The sequence below is a fragment of the Alistipes sp. genome, assembly GCF_048465635.1.
Taxonomy (GTDB): Bacteria; Bacteroidota; Bacteroidia; order Bacteroidales; family Rikenellaceae; genus Alistipes.
Genome location: NZ_DBFWLF010000025.1, coordinates 62,417 through 83,717, shown reverse-complemented (window position 1 = coordinate 83,717; position 21,301 = coordinate 62,417). Strand labels below are relative to the sequence as shown.

Annotated in this window: 17 protein-coding genes; 11 read left to right on the top strand and 6 right to left on the bottom strand. The window is 62.3% G+C overall.

Translation table 11 applies throughout. The features are described 5' to 3' along the window. The first annotated feature begins 5 nt into the window (after positions 1 to 5). The 5 genes from ACMO9O_RS09375 to tpx are packed head-to-tail and all read left to right on the top strand — an operon-like array spanning position 6 to position 3,532. Positions 6 to 410, top strand: a complete 405-nt coding sequence (locus ACMO9O_RS09375; protein WP_418983608.1) for an ExbD/TolR family protein — start codon at positions 6 to 8, stop codon at positions 408 to 410. A 3-nt stretch (positions 411 to 413) separates the two neighbouring features. Continuing rightward, a complete protein-coding gene (locus tag ACMO9O_RS09370) occupies positions 414 to 1,097 on the top strand; it encodes a TonB family protein (RefSeq protein WP_418983607.1) in 684 nt (227 codons plus the stop codon). A gap of 5 nt (positions 1,098 to 1,102) precedes the next feature. After that, the gene (locus ACMO9O_RS09365; RefSeq protein WP_418983606.1) at positions 1,103 to 1,549 is read left to right on the top strand and encodes a DUF1573 domain-containing protein; all 447 of its coding nucleotides are present in this window, start codon (positions 1,103 to 1,105) and stop codon (positions 1,547 to 1,549) included. A 4-nt stretch (positions 1,550 to 1,553) separates the two neighbouring features. Beyond that, a complete protein-coding gene (locus ACMO9O_RS09360) occupies positions 1,554 to 2,975 on the top strand; it encodes an amidohydrolase (RefSeq protein ID WP_418983605.1) in 1,422 nt (473 codons plus the stop codon). Between the two features lie 47 nt (positions 2,976 to 3,022). Further along, a complete protein-coding gene (gene tpx / locus ACMO9O_RS09355) occupies positions 3,023 to 3,532 on the top strand; it encodes a thiol peroxidase (RefSeq protein WP_418983604.1) in 510 nt (169 codons plus the stop codon). A gap of 71 nt (positions 3,533 to 3,603) precedes the next feature. Here the strand turns inward: tpx and ACMO9O_RS09350 are convergent, their stop codons facing one another. The 4 genes from ACMO9O_RS09350 to ACMO9O_RS09335 form a co-directional block, all read right to left on the bottom strand. Further along, the gene (locus ACMO9O_RS09350; RefSeq protein ID WP_418983603.1) at positions 3,604 to 4,533 is read right to left on the bottom strand and encodes a DUF3137 domain-containing protein; all 930 of its coding nucleotides are present in this window, start codon (positions 4,531 to 4,533) and stop codon (positions 3,604 to 3,606) included. 9 nt (positions 4,534 to 4,542) lie between these two features. After that, entirely contained in the window at positions 4,543 to 5,094 is a 552-nt protein-coding gene (locus ACMO9O_RS09345; protein WP_418983602.1) for a LemA family protein, read from the bottom strand. A gap of 504 nt (positions 5,095 to 5,598) precedes the next feature. Then, positions 5,599 to 7,629, bottom strand: a complete 2,031-nt coding sequence (locus ACMO9O_RS09340; protein ID WP_418983601.1) for an ATP-binding protein — start codon at positions 7,627 to 7,629, stop codon at positions 5,599 to 5,601. 119 nt (positions 7,630 to 7,748) lie between these two features. Then, complete coding sequence (locus ACMO9O_RS09335) at positions 7,749 to 9,272, bottom strand: peptide MFS transporter (RefSeq protein WP_418983600.1); 1,524 nt, start codon at positions 9,270 to 9,272, stop codon at positions 7,749 to 7,751. Positions 9,273 to 9,362: 90 nt separating this feature from the next. Between ACMO9O_RS09335 and ACMO9O_RS09330 the strand changes: the two genes are divergently transcribed. After that, positions 9,363 to 11,396: an alpha-amylase family glycosyl hydrolase gene (locus ACMO9O_RS09330; RefSeq protein ID WP_418983599.1), complete on the top strand. Its 2,034-nt coding sequence runs from the start codon at positions 9,363 to 9,365 to the stop codon at positions 11,394 to 11,396. A 1,042-nt stretch (positions 11,397 to 12,438) separates the two neighbouring features. Here ACMO9O_RS09330 and ACMO9O_RS09325 read toward each other — a convergent pair. Next, positions 12,439 to 13,068, bottom strand: a complete 630-nt coding sequence (locus tag ACMO9O_RS09325; RefSeq protein ID WP_418983598.1) for a CatA-like O-acetyltransferase — start codon at positions 13,066 to 13,068, stop codon at positions 12,439 to 12,441. A gap of 190 nt (positions 13,069 to 13,258) precedes the next feature. Between ACMO9O_RS09325 and ACMO9O_RS09320 the strand changes: the two genes are divergently transcribed. The 5 genes from ACMO9O_RS09320 (at position 13,259) to ACMO9O_RS09300 (ending at position 19,999) form a co-directional block, all read left to right on the top strand. Then, positions 13,259 to 13,885, top strand: a complete 627-nt coding sequence (locus tag ACMO9O_RS09320; protein WP_418983597.1) for a TetR/AcrR family transcriptional regulator — start codon at positions 13,259 to 13,261, stop codon at positions 13,883 to 13,885. Between the two features lie 13 nt (positions 13,886 to 13,898). Then, a complete protein-coding gene (locus ACMO9O_RS09315; RefSeq protein ID WP_418983596.1) occupies positions 13,899 to 15,215 on the top strand; it encodes a TolC family protein in 1,317 nt (438 codons plus the stop codon). A gap of 28 nt (positions 15,216 to 15,243) precedes the next feature. Beyond that, positions 15,244 to 16,257: an efflux RND transporter periplasmic adaptor subunit gene (locus ACMO9O_RS09310; protein WP_418983595.1), complete on the top strand. Its 1,014-nt coding sequence runs from the start codon at positions 15,244 to 15,246 to the stop codon at positions 16,255 to 16,257. Positions 16,258 to 16,406: 149 nt separating this feature from the next. Next, positions 16,407 to 19,547, top strand: coding sequence for an efflux RND transporter permease subunit (locus ACMO9O_RS09305; protein ID WP_418983594.1), 3,141 nt, complete (start codon positions 16,407 to 16,409; stop codon positions 19,545 to 19,547). Between the two features lie 158 nt (positions 19,548 to 19,705). Beyond that, positions 19,706 to 19,999, top strand: coding sequence for a PG0541 family transporter-associated protein (locus tag ACMO9O_RS09300; protein ID WP_418983593.1), 294 nt, complete (start codon positions 19,706 to 19,708; stop codon positions 19,997 to 19,999). 39 nt (positions 20,000 to 20,038) lie between these two features. Here the strand turns inward: ACMO9O_RS09300 and ACMO9O_RS09295 are convergent, their stop codons facing one another. Next, a complete protein-coding gene (locus ACMO9O_RS09295) occupies positions 20,039 to 21,253 on the bottom strand; it encodes a helix-turn-helix domain-containing protein (RefSeq protein WP_418983592.1) in 1,215 nt (404 codons plus the stop codon). Positions 21,254 to 21,301: the final 48 nt, after the last annotated feature.

The following is a 21,301-nucleotide window of genomic DNA, read 5'->3' as shown; positions in this document are numbered from 1 at the left end:
ATACCATGGCAATCAAACACGGATCGAAGGTCGATAAGAGCTTTTCGGCATCGTCGATGACCGACCTGATGTTCCTGCTGCTGCTGTTCCTGCTGATCGCCACGACGCTCATCAACCCCAACGCGCTGAAATTGATGCTTCCGAAAAGCTCCAACCAGCTTAAGGACAAGGCGATGACCACCGTCTCGATCCAGAATGCGGGCGGAAAGTACCGCTACTACGTGGAGTTGCAGGAGGTGGGATCGCTCGACGGGGTGGAGCGGGCGCTTAAGGCGCGGCTGGACGGACAGCAGGAACCCACCGTCTCGCTGCACGCCGACAAGACGGTCATGTGGGACGAGGTGGTCAAGGTGATGAACATCGCCAAGCGCAACGGCTACAAGCTCAACGCCGCGACCCAACCCGAATAGCGTATGCACTACTACGACCCGAACGACCGGAAGCCCCGCCGCTGGGCGACGATCGCAGCCGCGGTTTACGCGCTGCTGCTGATCGTCTCGTTCGCGTTCGTTTCGTTCGACTTCCGCCGCATCGCCGAGAAGCCGGGCGATACGATCGAGATCGAGCTGGTCGAACCTGCGCCCGAGCCGCCGAGACCCGTGAAGGCTCCGGCCGAACCGCGCGTGCACGAGAAGCCGGCCCCGGAGGAGCGTACCGCGCAGGCCGAGGGCCGCGATGCCGAGACCCGCACGCCCAACCCCAAGGCGCTTTTTAAGATGAACAAGGGGGGCGTCGACGAACCCGACAACGCGGGCAATCCGCATGCGAAGCAGGGCGAGGACCGGGCCTCCGGCACGGGACCCGGACTTGCCGCCGACGGGCTGGACCAGCTCGACAAGGGGTTGCAGGGGCGCGGACTGGTAGGCAGCCTGCCCCGTCCGGCTTACCCCGGCACGAAGAGCGGCAAGATCGTCATCCGGGTGACGGTCGGCCCCAAGGGCGACGTCACGGGGGCCTCGTTCGAACCCGTCGGTTCGACCGAGAGCGATGCCGAACTGGTCGCCGCCGCGCTCGCCGCCGCGCGCAAGGCCCGTTTTACGGAGAGCGCCGCCGCGGTGCAGGGCGGCACGATAACCTATATATTCCGCATGGAGTAAAAGCTATGAAACCGTTACGATTCCTCCTTCCGGCGCTCTGCGCCTGCCTCTTCTGCTGCGGGGCCGCCGCACAGCCGCAGGGCGCGGTGCTCCGCTTCGCGCAGACCAGCCACGACTTCGGCGACGTCGCCCGCAAGGGCGGCGACCTGACGTATGAATTCGCCTTCACCAACGCAGGCGACGCCCCGCTGGTGCTTACGCGCGTGATTACCTCGTGCTCGTGCCTCAAGGCGTCGTTCTCCAAAAAGCCGGTCGCTCCCGGCGGCTCGGGCGTCGTTCGCATCGTCTACGAACCCCACAAGGCCGAGCCGGGCGTTTTCAACAAAGTGATTCAGGTCTGCTCGAACGCCGCTTCAGGCCGCGATCTGATCACCGTGCAGGGCAACTCGATCGACGGGCGACAGCCCGTGCGGAAAATCCGGACCGGAAGAACGAAAGTAAAAATCAAGTAAGCCTATGGATATTCTCTTCACCAACGCGACCGTGCTGCCGATGACGGCCGACGGATCGCAGCCCCGCACCTTCACCGGTGCGGTCGGCGTGGCGGGCAACCGCATCGTGCTGGTCGCCGCGGCCGGAAACGCGGATAGCGCCCCTAATGCCGGGACCAACCCAAGCGCCGACTGCGCCCGTTGTACCGAACCCGCCGCAGGATCGACAGGATCGACCGCCGACTCCGACGCCGCGGCTGTCGTAGCGGCTTTCCGGGCGGCGCATCCCGCCGCGCGGGAGATCGACTGCACGGGGAAACTTTTGATGCCGGGGCTTGTCAACACGCACTGTCATGCCGCGATGACCCTCCAGCGCAGCTACGCCGACGACATCGCGCTGATGGAGTGGCTCAACGACTACATCTGGCCGTTCGAGGCGCACCAGACGCCGGACGACGTGGCGCTGGGCATGACGCTCGGGGTGGTCGAAATGCTGCTGGGCGGCGTTACGTCGTTCGTCGACATGTACTATTTCCAGGACCGCTGCGTGGAAACCGTCCGCCGGCTGGGCATCCGCGCCATGCTGGGATGCAACTACTTCGACACGAACGTCGACGAGGTTTTCCCGCAGATGGAACGGGCGCTGGCGCTTGCCGCCGGCTGCGACCGCATCCGGATCGCCGCGGCGCCCCATTCGGGCTACACCTGCTCGCCGGAGAACCTCGTGCGGGGCAAGGAGTTCTGCCGCCGGCACGGGCTGCACTTCATGACCCATATCGCCGAAACCTTGGACGAGAGCCGCATCATCCGCGAACGCTACGGGCTGACGCCCGTCGAGCACCTCGACGCGCTGGGCGTGCTCGACAAGCGGACCATCGGCGCGCACTGCATCCACGTCTCCGAGTCCGACATCCGCACGCTGGCCGAGCGGGGGGTGGCCGTGTCGCACAACCCGCAGAGCAACATGAAGATTTCGAGTGGGGTAGCTCCCGTGGAGCGGATGCGCGCCGCCGGGGTGCTGGTCACGCTCGGGACCGACGGAACCTGCTCGAACAACGATCTGGACCTGATCGAGGAGATGCGCACGGCGGCTTTCCTCCAGAAATCGGCTACGGGCGACCCCGTGGCGCTTCCGGCTTACGAGGCGCTCCGGCTGGCGACGGTCAACGGAGCCAAGGCCCTGGGCTATGCGCCGGGGGAGCTGGGCGTCGTATCGGAAGGGGCGCTGGCCGACCTGGTGGTTATCGACCTGCAAAAACCCCATCTGCAACCCGTTCACGACGCGGTGTCGAACCTGGTCTACTGCGGCAAGGCGTCGGACGTGGAGACGGTCGTGGTCGATGGCCAGATCGTGGTCGACGGCCGCCGCGTGCGGAACGTCGACCTGCCCGCGCTCTACCGCGATGTCGCGCAGACCGTTGCGCGGATCAAGGCGGCGGTGAAATAGGCTGGCATCGGAATTGCAACGAAGGAAGCGTGTAAAACCGTGAGCTTATGGATAAGAAAGTGACATTCGGCGGCAAACCCGTGACGCTGGTCGGAATCCGGCGCAAGGTGGGGGACAAGGCCCCCGTATTCCGCGTCGTGGACGGGGAGCTGCAAAGCGTATCGTCGGAGCGTTTCGCCGACAAGGTGCGTATTTACAGCGTCTTTCCGTCGGTCGACACGTCGGTCTGCTCGCTGCAGAACAAGCGGTTCAACCGGGAGGCCGCGGCGCTCGGCGACCGGGTCGCCGTCGTGTCGATCTCGGTCGATCTGCCCTTTGCGCAGAAGCGGTTCTGCGCTGCGGAGGGTATCGACCGCGTCTACGTCTTCTCGGATTACAAGGAGCTGGATTTCGGCATGAAGTACGGTTTCGTGATCGACGAACTGCGCCTGCTGGCGCGCGGCGTGGTGGTGGTCGACCGCGACGACGTGATCCGCTACATCGAATACGTGCACGAGATCACCCGCGAACCCGACTACGAGCGGGCGCTTGCCGTGGTACGCGAACTGGTGGGGTAGTCCTACCACGTATAAAAATAAGTAAGACCGCCCCGAAAGGCGGTCTTTTCTTTAGCCGTTTCGGCAGCGGGCTACCGTTTGGTCCAGATCCTGAGGTTGAGGTTCAGGTCGTCGACAATCCCGACCAGCTGCACGATCAGGTCGCATTCCCGCTCGAAATAGGGCTTGTTGAGTAACGTACGCCACAAACTCGCTTCGAAGTGGTTGCTGTAATCGGGGATGGCGACCACCAGCGAGGAGTTATAGAAACTCAGCGTGATCCGGCCGCCGAGGGCTTCGTCCAACTCGGTGATGCGTTTCATCAGCGAAGGGGAGAGGATGTAGCGGGCCTCGATCTGGTCGGTGGTGAAGACGTCGAAGCGCTTTTCGAAGTCGGGGTCTTCGAGCCGCGCCCGTTCGCCCCGGGTCGAAAAGTGGAAGAGGCTGTCGCGCGTGAGGACCGTGCGGCCCCGGAAATCCTTGTTGAAGTCGGCCACGAACAGAAAACCGCGGAATATATCCACCCAATGGGTCGTAGTGCGCCCCTTGCTGCTGGTAGAGGTCCGTTTCTCCTCGGCGTGCACCTCCGAAAAGGAGAAATGCGTTTCGCCCGAAAGTCCGGTGATCAGGTCCTCGGACGCATACCGGTCGGGGGCGGAAAAGAGCGCGCAATCGCAAAATACCTGCTCCGTTATGCCCTCCTTGGGACGATATTCCGCCTTTTCGCAGATGGCGGCGACGATGCGGGGGATGATCTGCTCTTTATAGACAGCGTTCAGTTTGTTCGAACTCGACTTCACGGAGTTGATCCAGAACATGAGACCGAACAAAGGCAGGAAGATCGTGCAGGTGTATCCGCTTTCCTGCAGTATCCGGTCGCAGCAAAAACCTATGAACGCCAGCAAGGGGATCGTGATGCTCACTCTTCGTACGGCCGAACGTTTTATCCACACCCGCTGCGCCTCCATTTCCACCAGCAGGGGCAGTAACGCGTCGTACAACTGTCCGGCATTCGTTTCCATCAGGGGGCGTTACTCGAAGAGTTTCTTCACGTCGGGATTCTTACGCTCGGCTTCGGCGGTCTCCAGTACGCTCATGGCCTTGAAGCCGAACAGGGAGGCGAACACGTTGGTCGGGAAAATCTGAATCGTATTGTTGTAGTGGGTCACCGCGGCGTTGTAGGCGCGGCGCGCGGCTGAAAGCTGCTCTTCGGTCTCGTTCAGTGCGCCTTGCAGTTGGAGGAAGTTGTCCGAAGCGCGCAGCTGCGGATACTGCTCGGCCGTCAGATTGAAAGCGGTCTGCGCCCGCTGCATGCCGGCCTCCAGCGCACGCTTCTCCGCGTCGGTCAGCTGCGCATAATCCTTCGTGCGCAGGGCCGTCACCTCGGCGAACGTGTCGTGCTCATGCTTGGCATAGGCGCGGACCGTGGCTACCAGGTTGGGGATCAGGTCGTAGCGCTTCTTGAGGATGGCGTCGATGGACGCGAACGCGTTCGTGACGTCGTTTCGCTTGACGATTAGTGAGTTGTATGCACCGATAAACGCAAACAGGGCGATCCCGACGAGAATGAGAACGAGGGTCATAACAGTAAGTTTGAATTTGGACAAATATAGCTGTTTTTCGGCAAGAATCCGCTTTCCGCGCACATTTTTCGGTCCGCAGGATGAAGCGCGCGGCTCTTTGAGCTGCAGAAAAGATTCTTCAAACGTTTTGTTTTCGGGTGGCAGCCTGCGGAAAAAGTGTGGAACAACGGTTTGCCGATTGCGACGCAGCCTGCGGAGGGGCGGCCACTGCTTCGGGGGCTTACGAAGTTTCGTGTCGAACCAGGATCATCGGGCCCAGCCTGCGGAGGGACGCGATAAGCGGGCCTCCGCTGCCGGAGGCTGCGGCCCGCCGGTTCTTCGAACCGCAACATGGCAAATCGTATTGCGGCCCGCCTACCGTAAGGTCGAAAAACAACAACGCGAATTTCGCCCCGCCGACCGAAATGGTCGAAAACAGAACACAGCGGACATGGCCCGCACGGCTCTTTGCGACTGACCGTCCGGAACGTACGCCACCTGTTCCGGGCGCTTGCGTTCGGCCGTTTACGCCTCCAGATAGGGAATTTCGAAGACCATCCGGCAGCCGCCCGTATACGCCGGATCGACGTAGAGCCGGCCGCCGAGCTTATCCGCAATGACGCGGCAGACGGGAAGCCCCAGCCCCGATCCCTGCGAGAAGGCGTCCAGCTTGACGAAGCGTTCGAAGACCTGTTCGTGCATCCCCGCCGGAATGCCGGGTCCGGTATCGGTGACGGTGAAGCGAAGCACGCCCTCCGGCTCCAGGCAGTTGTAGCTCAGCGAGATCGTCCCCTGCTCGGTGAACTTCACGGCGTTGTGCAGCAGATGGTTGAGCACCTGCGCCACGCGGCGGATATTGGTCCTTACGACCGGATTTTCGGACGAGAGTTCGCACTGGACCGACACTCCCGGCGCCACCTCGCGCACGATGTTGTCGGCGCACTCGCGGCAGCAGCTGTTCATCTCCCGCCGGTCGTTGGCGGGCAGGTTGTCCGTCTGATCGAGGAAAGAGATGTCCAGCACGTCGTCGATCAGCCGCAGCAGGTTTTGGGAGTTGGTTTCGATGATCGAGGCGTATTCGCCCGCCGAAGGGTCGTTGCGGAACTGCGAAGCGAGCACCTGCGAGAAGCCCACGATCGAGTTGAGCGGCGTGCGCACCTCGTGCGACATGTTCTGGATGAAGTTGGTCTTGAGGCTGCTGACCTGCTCGGCGCGCTCCTTGGCAGCGCGCAGCTGCTCGCCCGCGGCAACCAGGTGCTCGTTCTGCTCTGTGACCAGCGCCTCGGAGGCTTTCAACCGCCGGTTCAGCCGCATGATCCGCGCGAAGAGGGCCGTACCCGCTATGAGCACGCAGCCCAGCAGCAGGATGACGAGATAGGTGCTGCGCAGTCGGCGACGCTGCAGGTCGAGCTGCATCTCGCGGGTCTCGTTTTGCAGACGGCCCACTTCGAGCAGCCCCGAAAAGTCGTTGGTGGCGTTGCGCACCTCCTGCCGGTGCACCGAATCGGCTGCCAGCACATACTGACGGTAGTTCTCCGCGGCGCGGCCCATGTCGCCCATCTTGTAGTAGATATTAGCCAGCTCGAGCGACAGGGAGTAGTAGGCGTAGTCGTTCTTGATGAGCACCGTGTCGCGCTGCGAGCGGAGCACCACGTCGAGCGCCCGGCGGTAGTCACCGGCAGCCTTGTAGTAGGCCGCCTCGATGTAGTAAAGTCCCGAACGGTAGGTCGACAGTTTGGGTTCGTTGCGGAACGCCTCTTCGATCGCATCGAGCCGCTGCCGCGCCGCAGGCAGGTCGCCCGTCTGGATGTAGTAGAGGGCGAAGGACTTGTCGACCGTGAAACGCTGGTAGGCGCTGCGCATAGAGAGCGTATCGGCCTTGCGCAGCGCCACGAGCGCCGTATCGGGCATATTCATCTCCAGCGCGCACTGGGCCATCGAGGCGTAGTGCGTCGGGAGGTTGATCTCCTCGATCCCGTTGCGTTCGATCTGGTCGATCTGGAGCCGGAAATTGTCGTAGGCCAGCTTATGGTCGCCCTGCGACAGGTAGAGGTTGGCCAGCAGGCCGTAACACATCGCCACGCCGCGTGCGTAGCCCTCCTTCTGCGCTTCGGTCAGCATCTTGCGCGTCTCGTAGACCGCCACGTTCGACTGGTTCTGCTTGATGTAGTAGGTAACCAGCCGGCTGCCCCAGGCGAAATAGTAGAAATAGCGCAGCTCCTCCCGGTCGGGGTGCGCCGCGCAGAAATCCTTAACGCGCTGCACCCCTTCGCGGATTCGCTCACGGTCGTTGCGGAAGTAATCGTGATCCAGCCTCAGACAGAGCGCCACGGCCTGCATCCTCCGGTCGCCCGCTTCGCCCGCCCGGCGGAAGAGCGTGTCGCACCGCTGCGGCGCTTCCGGGTCGTTCACGTGCGCCCGCACCTCCCGGTAATAGGCCCACAGCAGGCTGTCGGTATCGCTTCCACCGCCCTCCTGCGCCCGCGCGGACGGACCGCCGGCGCATACTGCGACGAAGAGCAGCAGGGACAGGCAGCGGCGGATGCGTGGGGACATGGCAGGAAAAGGTTGTATTGGTTACAAAGGTAACAATATCCGTCCGAATTGCAAATTACCGGTGCGAAAAAAAGCCGCTGCAGAACTCTGCAGCGGCTGTCCTGTACGAAAACGGTTCCTTACTCCGTGACCCGTTCGAGCCACCGGACCATGCCGAGCATGACGCCCATCGAGATCAGACACACCGTCAGGAAGACGGTCCAGCACTCCCAGATCGGCCACTTGTTATACATCAGCGGACCGATCCAGAGCAGCAGGTTGCCGACGGCCGTAGCACCGAGCCACAAGCCCTGACAGAGGCCCTGCAAATGTTTGGGAGCCACTTTCGAGACGAACGAAAGGCCCAGCGGCGAGATGAACAGCTCGGCGACCGTGAGGAAGAAATAGAGCATGATCAGCACCCACGGACCCGCCTTCAGCCCCTCCTTGGCCACGGAGGCCATCTCGCGGAATTCCGTACCCGAAGGATACCCCTGAACGAGCGAATAGACGGCCAGGAAGAGGTAGGCCACCCCGGCCAGCCCCATGCCGATAGCGATTTTGCGCGGCGTGGAGATCTCCTTTCCGCGGGCCGCCAGCGATCCGAAGAGCCACATGATAAGCGGGGTCAGCACGATGACGAAGAAGGGGTTGACCGCCTGCCAGATCTCGGGCGCGATGGTATCGGTCCTTACGAAGTCGCGCGCGAAGATCGAGAGCGAAGTGCCGTTCTGGTGGAACGAGAACCAGAAGAAGATGGCGATACCCAGCACGGCGAAGAGCGCGTACATGCGCTGCTTGATCTCCTGAGCCATCCGCTTCTTCTCCTCGGCGGTATAGGTGACGGTCTCCTCCTTCTCCTTCTTGCTCGGATTGGGAAGTCCCTTTTTGCTCACCACGAAGATGACCAGCGAAATGAGCATGGCAGCCACCGAGGCGATGAACGAGTAGTGGATACCCGTATTGAAGACCTCCAGATACTGCTGGCAGAACGCGCTCAGATTGTCCGAAACCGTGCCGCCGGCCTGCGTGACCAGGGCGTAGAAGTTGTCGATCGTCTCGCCCGACATGCTGTCGGAGACGCTCAGGTACTGGTGGCAGAGTGCGGGAAGATCGGAGTTATAGGTCATGTTGTGCACGTCGAGCCACCAGCTGCGCAGCATCGGGGCGACGAACGGAGCCACCAGACCGCCGATGTTGATGAAGACGTAGAAGATCTGGAAACCCGAATCGCGCTGCGCCGCATAGCGCGGATTGTCGTAGAGCTGACCGACGATCGCTTGCAGGTTGCCCTTGAAAAGGCCGTTGCCGAAGGCGATGAAGAAGAGCGCGCAGCAGGTCAGCGTCAGCAGCCACGTCGTATTCTGCGGCGTGGCCAGAATCGGAACGGAGAGCACGCAGTAACCGAGTGTCATGACCACCAATCCGCTGATGATCGTACGCTTGTAATTCTGGGTGCGGTCGGCGATCAGACCGCCGACCAGGCTCAGCACGTAGATGCCGGCATAGAAGAAGGAGTAGATCAACGTACTTTTCTCCTCGCTCAGACCGAACTTCGAACAGAGGAAGAGCACCAGCACGGCATTCATGATGTAGTAGCCGAACCGCTCACCCATATTGCTCAAGGCGGCAGGGATCAAGCCTTTGGGGTGGTTTTTGAACATAGTCAGTTTACGTGTTTGATGAATGATTCGTTCGTGTCGGAGACAAAGATAGAAAAATTTTTCATATATTTGTATAAACAGTTCTCCGTCATGACAAAATCGAACCGCCGCCTGCCCATCGTCGAACGCGACGAGTGGCTGCAGCCCGTCGAACAGCAGCTTAACGACCGCTACGCGCGCTATACCGCCAAACTCAGCGACATCGAACGCACCTCCCGCTCGCTGGTCAACTACGCCAACGGCTACCGCTATTTCGGGTGGCAGTGGGACGAGGCGCTCGACGGCTGGTGGCTGCGCGAGTGGCTGCCCGGGGCGCACGACGTCTACGTATTCGGCGACTTCAACAACTGGCAGCGCACCGAACTGCGCATGCACCGCGACGCGGCGGGCGTGTGGAGCGCCTTCTTCCCGGCGGCGATGTACCGCGACCGGCTCCTCCACGGCTCGCTTTACAAGCTGCACGTGCACGGCGACAACGGCTGGCTCGACCGCATTCCGGCCTATGCCACGCGCGTGGTGCAGGACGATGAGACCAAGAACTACACGGCGCAATTCTGGAACCCCGAACCGTTCGACTGGCAGGGCGACCGCTTCGACGCCTCGGCGCTGGGCAGCCTGCTGATCTACGAGGCGCACGTAGGCATGTCCCAGGAGCGCGAGGGGGTCGGGACCTACCGCGAGTTCACCGAGAAGATACTACCTGTTATAAAGAAGGACGGCTACAACGCCGTGCAGCTGATGGCCATTGCCGAGCACCCCTACTACGGGTCGTTCGGCTACCACGTGTCGAGCTTCTTTGCCCCCACCTCGCGCTGCGGCACGCCCGAGGAACTGAAGGAGCTGATCCGCCGGGCGCACGAGATGGGGCTGGCGGTCATCATGGATCTGGTGCACGCCCACTATGTGAAGAACCTCAACGAGGGGATCAACGAGCTGGACGGCACGGACCACCTCTACTCGCGGCCCGGAGCGGAGGGCTACCAGCCCCATTGGGATTCGATGCTCTTCGACTACGGCAAGGGCGAGGTGCAGCACTTCCTGCTGTCGAACGTCAAATACTGGCTCGACTGCTTCCACTTCGACGGCTTCCGCTTCGACGGGGTGACCTCGATGATCTACCACCACCACGGCTACGTCGATTTCGACAGCCGCGACCGCTTCTTCGACGGGGGCGTCAACGAGGACGCCATGACCTACCTCACGCTGGCCAACCGGCTGGTGCACGACTTCCGGCCCGATGCGGTGACCATCGCGGAGGACGTGAGCGGCATGCCGGGCATGTGCATCCCCACCGAGGAGGGCGGCGTGGGCTTCGACTACCGGCTGGGAATGGCGATCCCCGACTTCTGGATCAAACTGCTCAAGGACGTGCCCGACGAGCAGTGGAACATCCACGAGATGTGGTCGGTGATGACGGGCCGCCTGCCCGACGTCAAGACCGTGGCCTACGCCGAGTCGCACGACCAGGCGCTGGTGGGCGACAAGACCATCGCATTCCGGCTGATGGACAAGGAGATGTACTACCGCATGGACCGCGCCTCGGAGAGTCTGGTGGTCGACCGCGGCATGGCGCTGCACAAGATGATCCGCCTGATGACCATCTCCACCGGCGGACAGGCCTATCTCAACTTCATGGGCAACGAGTTCGGCCACCCCGAGTGGATCGACTTTCCGCGCGAGGGCAACGGCTGGAGCTACGCCCACGCCCGCAGGCAGTGGTCGCTCTCGACCGACAAGCTGCTGCGCTATGTCTTTCTGGGCGACTTCGACAAGGCGATGATCCGGCTGGTGAAGCGCTACAAGGTGCTTGCGGACGGCTATCCGTGGAGTTTGCAGATGGATGAGCAGAACCAGACGATGGCCTTCTCGCACGGGCGGCTGCTGTTCGTCTTCAACTGGCATCCGACCGCCTCGATCCCCGACTACGAGCTTCCGGTGCAGGGACCCGGCAAATACGTGCCGATCCTCTCGACCGACGAGCAGCGCTTCGGCGGGCAGGAGCGGCAGGCGATGGACGCCGAGCACTTCTCCTTCAACGTCCGCGCCGAGGACGGGAAGGAGTATCCGCGCATCCGCATCTACAACACCTCGCGTACGGCGACGGTCTTTCTGCGCAAGCGGTAGGCGGGGCAGGAGTAACCGCGCATCCGCATATACAACACCTCGCTACGGCGACGGTCTTTCTACGCAAGCGGCAGGTGGGGCAGGAAAGGCAGATTGTACTCGATCGAAGCCTGAGCGGATTCAAACGACCGTGGGAGCAGCTCCGACGGCTGAATTTTCGTGGCCGCGGCCGCATTTGCCAATCAGCCTTCCCCTATCCACTCCCCGGGAGGGGCGTACCACCCGGTTGGCTGAGAAGTTTTCATCTTACCAATTGGTTTAACCTCTCCCGCACAGGTCGTCGTTCTGTTTTCGACCGTCAGGTCGGCGGGCCGCAGGCTGGGCCCCGAGAACTTTCCGCAAGTATATCTATGCAGGCTACCAGCCGGATTTATTTTTAATCAACCTCCGCGGCGCGGAGCGCCGCACCTGCTCGCGCACTTCTGGAAACGGCGGGAATTGCGGCCATCCAACGCCGAGCGCCCGGAACGGGTGTGCGATATGCTTTAGCCTTCGTGCCCGTTCAGAGAGAAGGAGGACAACCGACCGCCGTTTTCTGCGTGCGCCTCTCTTTCGCCCTTTCTTCCTGGGAAAGGGCAAGGCTGTACGATTATCGAAACCATGCGAGCGACAGGACCGTCAAATCACGCTCAATCGTTGAATCCTTGCGGCGTGCCGCCGCATTTATAAATCTGACCCCACCCCGGCCCTCCCTCAGGGAGGGAGATGGCGTACGATCCGGTCGGCTGAAGACGTTTCACCGTACCGGTTGTTTTGCGACTTCCTATTGTTTTGCGACTTCCTAACGTCGTGGACCACAATCCGTTCTTTTTGTTTTAGACCGTCAGGTCGGCGGGCCGCAGCCTCGCCCTGCGGAGGCCCGCTCAAGCGCGTTCCTCAGCAGGCTGCGCCCCGAATTGCAGACCAGTCCGCTCCGGGTTGTCCATCGCGTCCCCTCGCAGACAGAATTCGGTTCGAAGAACCTGCGGGCCGCAGGCAGCGCCCCTAAGTTCCGCCCCGACCCGCTGCCGTTCCGGCCGCGCGACTGCGGCCGTTCGTTTTTTTATAACGTATCGAGATTGTGCTGGAACCGTTCGAGGTACTGCCCCACGTGATAGCCGTCGACGAAGCCGTGGTGGAAGCGCATGGCGACCGCAACGCTCAGCCGCCCGTCGCGCTCGCAGATTTTCCCGACCGTGGCGATCGGAATCTCCTCGCCCGGGCAGGGACCGCTCTGGAACGCAAGTCCCGTAAAGTCGTACCACGGATTGATGCTGATGCAGAACGTGTCCTTGATGGCATCGGCCCCGTAGGCATCGCCCTCGCCCCGCAGCGCCGCGACGCGGATGCGTTCGGCCTCGGCGGCGAACGCCGCCAGCGTGGGGGCGTAGGGGATGATGACCGAACGGAACGAGTGATCGGGCAGCGCGACGGGGGTGTTGAGGCGGATGGCGTCGAAGAGCCACACCTTCCCGTCGACCTGCCGGTAGCGCATCTCTTCGACGGAGTTCACCGCCCGCAGCGCGGCGTAGCAGAGGTATTGCGAGAACCGCACGCCCGCCCTGCGCGCCCGCTCCCGGGCCAGGGTCACGTCCATGCGCACCGTCAGGGCGTAGTAGGGGTTGGGAAAGTCGCGGAAAAAGAGGTAGTTTTCCCGGCGCGCCCAGGAGGCGACGTCGATCAATCGTTTCATGCGGATGCTCGGTTTGGAATGTTTGCAAAAGTACGGAAAAATCCGGTTCGCTGCACCCTTTCCGACATAGTACCGGCAGGAAATTGCAGACCGCCGGAAGATTTTCGTGGAAGAAACGTAAAAAAACAGAAAACTTTTTTGGTTTTATGGGTTTTCTTGCTAAATTTGTAACCGATTTAACCGTTAGCCCATGACGCAGAAAGAACGTATTATCGAACAGGCCATGCGGATGTTCGTCACGCAGGGCATCAAGTCCGTGCGCATGGACGACATCGCTCAGCAGCTGGGCGTCTCCAAAAGGACGCTCTACGAGCTGTTCGGCGACAAGGAGGGGCTGCTCTACCTGGCCATGACCTGCTATTTCGAGCAGAACCGGGCGCGCTGGGACGCCTTGTGCGCCGATGCACGCAACGTACTGGAGTCGATGTTCAGGGTGCTGGGCAGCGTCATGGACCATGCCGACACCACGGGCCGTCTGATGGACAACCTCCGCAAGTTCTACCCGGCGGTCCACGACAAGCTCACGCGCGAGGGGACCGAGAAGAACCGCCAGGAGTTCCGCGCGATGCTCCGGCAGGGCATTTCGGAGGGGCTCTTCCTCGACCGCATCAATATCGACCTGGCTATCAGCGTCCTCTATTACACCGCCTCGGCGCTCGTCACGCGCAAGGACCTCGTCCTGCCCGAGGGCATCACCGAGCGCGAGGCGTTCGTGGAGATCGTTAGCAACTTCTTCCGCGGCATCTCCACGGCCAAGGGACTCCGGCTCATCGACGACTACCTGACGCGTTACGAGCCGGGCAAAGACCGAAAATGAAATCGAATCCGATATGAGAAAAATCCTTCTGACACTCCTTTTCGCCGTCGCGGGCATCCTTGCCGCGCGGGCGCAGCTTCGGCTGACGCTCGACGATGCCGTGACGCTGGCGCTTAGCGAGAACCCCACCATCCGCATCGCCGAACTGGAGGTGACGCGCTACGACTACGTGAAACGCCAGACGTGGGGCGCACTGCTGCCGCAAGTCACCGTGGGCGGACAGCTCAACCACACCTTCATCAAGCAGAACATGTCGAAAGGCTTCTCGCTGGGCGGCGACCAGTACAACACGCTCAGCGGTACGGTCGACGCCACGATGCCGCTCTTCGCACCGACGGTCTACCGCACGCTCCGGCTCAACGATACGCAGATGGCCGCGGCCGTTGAGGCGGCGCGCGCCACGCGCATCGGGCTGGTGGCCGAGGTGCGCAAGGCGTTCTACAACATCCTGCTGGCCGAACAGTCGCTCGCCGTGCTGCACGAGTCGGAGGCCACCGTGCGCCGCACGGTCGAGGACACGGAGCTTCGCTACCGCAACGGGCTGGCTTCGGAGTACGACCTGCTGACGGCCCAGGTGCAGCTGAGCAACCTGCGCCCTTCGATCCTCCAGACCGAGAACTCGATCAAGGTGGCCGTGCGGCTGCTGAAAATGTACCTCTCGATTCCCGAAGAGATCGCCGTCGAGGTCGCGGGCGAGCTGGATGCGCTGCGCGACGCGGTGCTGGAGGGGACCGACGGCCTGTCGACAGACATTTCGCAGAACTCCGACCTCCGCTCGCTCGAACTGCAGGAGGAGCTGCTTACGCGTCAGCTGAAGGTGGCCAACGCCAGCCGCTGGCCGACGGTCGGGCTTTTCGGCAACTTCACGGTCTCGGGCAACAACATGGGTTCGTTCGACATGCGGACGATGACCACCGTGCAGGACGGCTACTACTGGCAGAATCCCCTCTACGCAGGGGTGCAGGTCTCCATCCCCCTGTTCTCGGGGCTTACGAAGATGAACCGCTCGCGCGAGCTGAAGAACCAGATCGCGCAGGTCGGCCTGCAGCGCAGCTACGCCCGCGACCAGATCGACGTGGAGGTCCGCACGGCGCTCAATGACCTGCTGACCGCCCGCGAGACGATGTTCGCGCAGGAGAAGACCGTCGAGCAGGCGCGCAAGGCGTACGGCATCGCCGACACCCGCTACCGGGCGGGGGCGGGCACGATCCTCGAACTGAACTCGGCGCAGCTGGCCCAGACGCAGGCGCAGCTGAGCTTCTCGCAGGCCATCTACGACTACCTCTCGGCCAAGGCCGACTACGACCGCATCATCGGCCGCGAACTTTAGCGTGAAACGGAAAAAACAGACGATACCTATGAAAGAACTCTCAGTCATCCTCTTCGCCGCGTTGGCCCTGGCGGGCTGCACGGGCAAAAAGAACGTGCAGACCGTGGCGGAGCAGACGGGCGTGCTGACCCGCACCGCGCCTGCCGAGGCGGCGTCGGTGCGCCTCACCGAGCGCTTCACTTCGGAGATCGAACCCTTCAAGGAGAACGACATCACCCCAGCGGCGTCGGGCGTGCACATCGACCGCATCCTGGTCGAAGTGGGGGATCGGGTCTCCGAGGGGCAGCTGCTCGTGACGCTCGACCCCACGCAGTACAACCAGCAGCTGGTGCAGCTGCGCACCGTCGAGGACGACTACGGCCGTCTGCTGCCGGTCTACGAGGCCGGGGGCATCTCCCGCCAGCAGATCGACCAGGCCAAGGCGCAGCTGGACGTGCAGCGCGAGGTGGTCGCCAACCTCAAAAAGAACATCGAGGTCCGCTCCCCGATCGCGGGGGTGGTCACGGCCCGCAACTACGAATCGGGCGACCTGTTCGCGCAGCAGCCCATCTTGCACGTCATGCAGATCGACCCGCTGAAGGTGATCGTCAACATTTCGGAGCAGTTCTTCCCCGCTGTGAAGGTCGGCATGCCGGTCGATCTGACGGTCGACATCTTCCCCGGACAGACTTTCCGCGGCACGGTGTCGCTGATCTACCCGGCGCTCGATCCCTCGACGCGCACGTTCAAGGTCGAGGTCAAGGTCCCCAACGCGCAGCGCACGCTTCGGCCGGGCATGTACGCCCGCACGAGCTTCGACCTGGGCGAAAAGCAGGGTGTGCTGGTCCCCGACGTGGCCGTGCAGAAGCAGGTCGGCTCCGCCGAACGCTACCTTTACGTGGTTAAGGGCGACACGCTGGCCGAGCGCCGCCGCGTGGAGGTCGGCCGCCAGGTGGGCGACCGCGTGGACATCCTCTCGGGCGTGGAGCCGGGCGAAGAGGTCGCCGTCACGGCCCTCTCGAAACTCTACGACGGCGCACGGATCGAAATCAGCAAAGACTGATAAAGAGCTGGGATTGTCTCCCTTGACAAGAGGAGATTCAGCGGGATGTTAACTGTGAGATTTGCGTCGGAGACGCTTCCTGTCTTTCGACAGTTTCATGGTTGACCCGACCGGAATCCGAATATTAGAATAAAAACTGTCGAATATCCATGAAAATATACGAAAGCGCGGTCCGCAAACCCATTTCGACGGTGCTGCTGTTCGTCGGCGTGCTGGTCTTCGGACTCTTCTCGCTCTCGAACCTGGCCGTGGACCAGTACCCCGAGATCGAGATTCCGCAGATATCGGTCATCACGATGTACCCCGGGGCCAACGCCGCCGACATCGAGACCAACATCACCCGCGTGCTGGAGGACAACCTCAATACGGTGAGCAACCTCAAGAAGCTGACCTCCAAGTCGCAGGACAACGTGTCGATGATTACCGTCGAGTTCGAGTACGGCTCCGACCTGAACGAGGGGGCCAACGAGATCCGCGACGTGGTGTCGCGCGTGCAGTCGATGCTGCCCGACGATATCGACTATCCGACGATCTTCAAGTTCTCCACCTCGATGATCCCGGTGATGATGCTCGCCATCACCGCCGAGGAGAGCTATCCGGCGCTGAACAAGATTCTCGACGACAAGCTGGTCAACGTGCTCAACCGCGTCGACGGCGTGGGGGCGGTGTCGATCATCGGTGCGCCCGAACGCGAGGTGCAGGTCAACGTCGATCCCGCCAAGCTGGAGGCCTACAACCTCACGGTCGAGCAGCTGGGACAGATCATCGCCGCGGAGAACGTCAACATCCCCAGCGGTACGATCGACATCGGCAACAACACCTTCAACATCAAAGCCGACGGCGAATTCAAGCTCTCGGACGAGCTGCGCAAGGTGGTCGTCTCGAACGCCGGAGGCCGCACGGTGATGCTTTCGGACGTGGCGCAGATCCGCGACACGCTCGAAAAGTCGACGATGGACGAGCGCGTCAACGGCCAGCGCGGCGTGCGCGTCATGTTCCAGAAGCAGTCCGGCGCCAACACGGTCAATATCGTGCACGAGATTCAGGACCGCCTGCCGGCGATCCAGAAGACGCTGCCCAAGGACGTGAAGATGGAGCTGATCTTCGAGGGTTCGCAGGAGATCACCGACGCCATCGGTTCGCTGTCGGAGACCATCCTCTACGCCTTTATCTTCGTGGTGCTGGTGGTGATGGTCTTCCTTGGACGCTGGCGAGCGACGCTGATTATCTGCATGACCATCCCCGTCTCGCTGATCTGTTCGTTCATCTACCTCTTCGCCACGGGGTCGACGCTGAACATCATCTCGCTCTCGTCGCTCTCGATCGCCATCGGCATGGTCGTCGACGACGCCATCGTGGTGCTGGAGAACATCACCACCCACATCGAACGCGGTTCGAACCCGAAGGAGGCGGCTATTTACGCCACCAATGAGGTGTGGCTCTCCGTAATCGCCACCACGCTGGTCGTGGTCGCCGTGTTCCTGCCGCTGACGATGGTTCCCGGCATGGCGGGTATCCTCTTCCGCGAGCTGGGCTGGATCGTGACGATCGTGGTATGCGTCTCGACCACGGCGGCCATTTCGCTCACGCCGATGATGTCGGCCTACCTCTTGAAACTCGAGGGCGGCCAGCACGACTACAAGGGGCTGGGCGCGATCTACAAACCCATCGACCGGGCGCTCGCCTGGCAGGACAACGCCTACGCCCGGGCGCTCAACTGGGTCGTGCATCACCGCCGGATCACCGTCTTTACCATGATGTCGATCTTCGTCGTCTCGCTGGGTCTGCTGTCGAAGGTGCCCACCGAGTTCTTCCCGCCCTCGGACAACGGCCGTATCTCGGCCACCGTGGAGCTGGAGCAGAACGTCTCGGTGGAGTACACGGCGCGCATCGCCCGCCAGATCGACAGCATCATCTACGCCGAGTTCCCCGAAATCGTGCTCGTTTCGGCTTCGGCCGGTGCGAACTCCTCGGACAACGCCTTCGCGGCGATGCAGACCACCGGTTCGCACATCATCAACTACAACCTGCGTCTGCCGCGCTCCGAGGAGCGCGACCGCTCGATCTACGTCATCTCGGACCTGCTGCGCAAGAAGCTCGACCGCATCCCCGAGGTGCGCCAGTACAAGGTGACCCCGGGCGGTCAGTCGGGCGGCATGAGCGGCGCTTCGACGGTCGACATCAAGGTTTTCGGCTACGACATGGACGTGACGAACGCCGTCGCCAACGACCTCAAGCAGAAGATGCGCGAACTGCCCGGCACGCGCGACGTGCAGCTCTCGCGCGACGACCTGCGGCCCGAATACAATGTGGTCTTCGACCGCGACCGCCTCTCGTATTACGGCATGAACAGCGCGGTGGCCTCGCAGGCGGTCAAGAACCGCATCGATGGGCTGGTGGCCTCGAAATACCGTGAGGACGGCGACGAGTACGACATCATCGTGCGCTACGCCGAACCGTTCCGCACGCGCGTGGAGGACGTGGAGAACATCACGCTCTACAATGCGCAGGGCCGTCCCGTGAAGCTCAAGGAGGTCGGCTCGGTGCAGGAGGAGTACGCCGCGCCGATGATCGAGCGCGAGAACCGTCAGCGCGTTATTTCGGTCAAATCGTCGCTCGGCGCGGGCGTGCCGCTGGGCGAGGTGGTGGCCCGGGCGCAGCAGATGATCGACGACTATCCGCTGCCCGACGGCGTGGACCTCGAGATCGGCGGTACGGTCGAGGATCAGGGCGACGCGTTCTCCGATCTGCTGACCCTGTTCGTACTGATCGTCATTCTGGTCTATATCGTCATGGCCACGCAGTTCGAATCGCTCAAATTCCCGTTCATCATCATGTTCACCATTCCGTTCGCCTTCACGGGCGTCTTCCTGGCGCTGTGGATGACCTCCACGCCGCTGTCGCTGATCGCCTTGATCGGAGCCATCATGCTGGTGGGTATCGTAACGAAGAACGGTATCGTGATGGTGGACTACATGAACCTTTTGATCGAGCGCGGTTCGGGGGTCTTCGATGCGGTGATCGCCGGCGGCAAGAGCCGTCTGCGCCCCGTGCTGATGACCTCGTTCACGACCATTCTGGGTATGCTTCCGCTGGCGCTGGGAACCGGCTCCGGCTCCGAGACGTGGCAGCCGATGGGTATCGCCGTGATCGGCGGCCTGACTTTCTCCACGATCCTCACGCTCTTTATCGTGCCGGTGCTCTACTCGATTCTGGTGAACCGTTCGCAGCGCAAGGAGCGGGAGAAACTGGCCCGCCTGCAGGCCAAACACCAGGCAAGTGCGCATTGACGAGATGATGGATTACTATTCTCATCGTTTAGCAGAACGGATCGCTGTATTCACGGCCTGCGGCCGTGTTTACAAGCCTGACCCCACCCCAAACCCCTCCCGAGGGAGGGGCTTCGAAGAGCTGCGGTAACAGGATGTCGATTTATAAAAGGTAAATTATGAAAGCAGTCTTTATATCTTATAATCAAGCGCTGACCGACCGGGTAAATCATATCCTCGACGAGCAGGGTATCCGCGGCTTCACGCGCTGGGCGCTTACCGAGGGGCGCGGATCGGTCGACGGCGAACCCCACTACGGCACGCATGCGTGGCCGTCGATGAACTCCTCGGTGCTGGCTATCGTGGAGGACAGCCGTGTGGCGCCGCTGCTCGACGCCCTGCGCGAAATGGATTCCACGACCCGGATGCAGGGTTCGCGGGCCTTCGTCTGGAATATCGAGCAGGTCTCCTGACCGAGCGGGTCCGTCGACTTCTCCCGCTCCGCTCCCGTTTCAGCCGCAAAGGGCTAATCCGGTCTGCGGACCTGGGCGATCAGGCGGTACGGTCGGGGCAGGTCGCGGATTCCCCCCCCCTTGCGTTTCGCTGCCGTGCAGCTCCTGCCACCGCTGGGGCGTCATGCCCTTCTCCCGGGCGAAAGCGCGGTAGAAGGTGGTGCTGCTGCCGAATCCGGCCAGCAGGGCCAGCTCCTCGGCCTTGTAGCTTTGCTGCACCATCAGCCGGGTGGCGTACTCCACCCGGCAGCGGTTGATGCAGTCGCGGAACGAACAGCCCAGCTCCTGATTGAAGAACTGCGAGAGGTGCGTGCGGTTGGTTCCGCACTCCTGCGCCAGGGAGACGATCGTCAGGCAGGGGTCCAGAAAGAGCTGTTTTTCGTCGAGCGCCTCCGCGACCCGCCGCCGGAGCGTTTCGATGCGTCCGCTGCGTTCGTCGGCATTCTCCTCCGGAACCGTTTCCCGAGCGGCGGGCTGCCAGTAGTCGCGGATAATCTCCGGGATGCGGTAGCGGCTGACGCAGCCGTAGAGCAGCGACCACACGCAGAGGGTCATCACATGGGTCAGCACGATCGACAGGGTCGTCGTGGTGAGCGATATGATCGTGATGTAGGCAATCAGGTAGAAAGCCAGCACGGCCGACATCCACCGCATCCAGCGCAGGTGGATGCGCTCGGTGAACGAGTAGGCCTGGGCGATCTGCTCGGCGTAGCGCAGCGAGTAGACCACGATCCGCGCCAGGGCGAACAGGCAGTAGCCCGCTGCGTAGGCCACGTAGATCAGCAGCACGGCGGGCAGGTAGGCGGGCAGCGAGCCGATCAGTTCGCCGCCCGAGGCGTAGACCGGCCGCGGGTGGAACGCCAGCCTGGCGGCGTAGGCGGCGGCCAGCGCCACAAAGGGGGCGACCAGCCGCAGCGCGTAGCGCACGGTGACCCGGCCGGGCATCACCAGTTCGAAGAAAAAGAGCGACAGCAGCGGCAGCGTGAACAGGTCGGGCAGCGTGAATCCGGCCCCGAGCACCTCGCAGTAGTAGGTCGGCGTCAGGCTGAGCAGCAGTTCTTTCACCTCGATCAGGGCCATCCACCCCAGACAGAGGGCGAACAGGCGGTGGGGCCGCGAGCGGGTTTTCCGCGCCCGCAGAAGCATATGGCAGAACGCCGCGAGGAAGAACATGCACGCCGCGCCGTTGAAAAAGTAGATGAGCGTCCGGGTCATTTCAGAACGAAGATAGCGAAAAAATCGGTTTTTGGAGGGCGGGAAACC

Excerpts from the sequence above, each read along its gene's own strand:
- ACMO9O_RS09375 (WP_418983608.1), top strand. The coding sequence starts at position 6 with ATGGCAATCAAACACGGATCGAAGGTCGATAAGAGCTTTTCGGCATCG.
- ACMO9O_RS09370 (WP_418983607.1), top strand. The coding sequence starts at position 414 with ATGCACTACTACGACCCGAACGACCGGAAGCCCCGCCGCTGGGCGACG.
- ACMO9O_RS09365 (WP_418983606.1), top strand. The coding sequence starts at position 1,103 with ATGAAACCGTTACGATTCCTCCTTCCGGCGCTCTGCGCCTGCCTCTTC.
- ACMO9O_RS09360 (WP_418983605.1), top strand. The coding sequence starts at position 1,554 with ATGGATATTCTCTTCACCAACGCGACCGTGCTGCCGATGACGGCCGAC.
- tpx (WP_418983604.1), top strand. The coding sequence starts at position 3,023 with ATGGATAAGAAAGTGACATTCGGCGGCAAACCCGTGACGCTGGTCGGA.
- ACMO9O_RS09350 (WP_418983603.1), bottom strand. The coding sequence starts at position 4,533 with ATGGAAACGAATGCCGGACAGTTGTACGACGCGTTACTGCCCCTGCTG.
- ACMO9O_RS09345 (WP_418983602.1), bottom strand. The coding sequence starts at position 5,094 with ATGACCCTCGTTCTCATTCTCGTCGGGATCGCCCTGTTTGCGTTTATC.
- ACMO9O_RS09340 (WP_418983601.1), bottom strand. The coding sequence starts at position 7,629 with ATGTCCCCACGCATCCGCCGCTGCCTGTCCCTGCTGCTCTTCGTCGCA.
- ACMO9O_RS09335 (WP_418983600.1), bottom strand. The coding sequence starts at position 9,272 with ATGTTCAAAAACCACCCCAAAGGCTTGATCCCTGCCGCCTTGAGCAAT.
- ACMO9O_RS09330 (WP_418983599.1), top strand. The coding sequence starts at position 9,363 with ATGACAAAATCGAACCGCCGCCTGCCCATCGTCGAACGCGACGAGTGG.
- ACMO9O_RS09325 (WP_418983598.1), bottom strand. The coding sequence starts at position 13,068 with ATGAAACGATTGATCGACGTCGCCTCCTGGGCGCGCCGGGAAAACTAC.
- ACMO9O_RS09320 (WP_418983597.1), top strand. The coding sequence starts at position 13,259 with ATGACGCAGAAAGAACGTATTATCGAACAGGCCATGCGGATGTTCGTC.
- ACMO9O_RS09315 (WP_418983596.1), top strand. The coding sequence starts at position 13,899 with ATGAGAAAAATCCTTCTGACACTCCTTTTCGCCGTCGCGGGCATCCTT.
- ACMO9O_RS09310 (WP_418983595.1), top strand. The coding sequence starts at position 15,244 with ATGAAAGAACTCTCAGTCATCCTCTTCGCCGCGTTGGCCCTGGCGGGC.
- ACMO9O_RS09305 (WP_418983594.1), top strand. The coding sequence starts at position 16,407 with ATGAAAATATACGAAAGCGCGGTCCGCAAACCCATTTCGACGGTGCTG.
- ACMO9O_RS09300 (WP_418983593.1), top strand. The coding sequence starts at position 19,706 with ATGAAAGCAGTCTTTATATCTTATAATCAAGCGCTGACCGACCGGGTA.
- ACMO9O_RS09295 (WP_418983592.1), bottom strand. The coding sequence starts at position 21,253 with ATGACCCGGACGCTCATCTACTTTTTCAACGGCGCGGCGTGCATGTTC.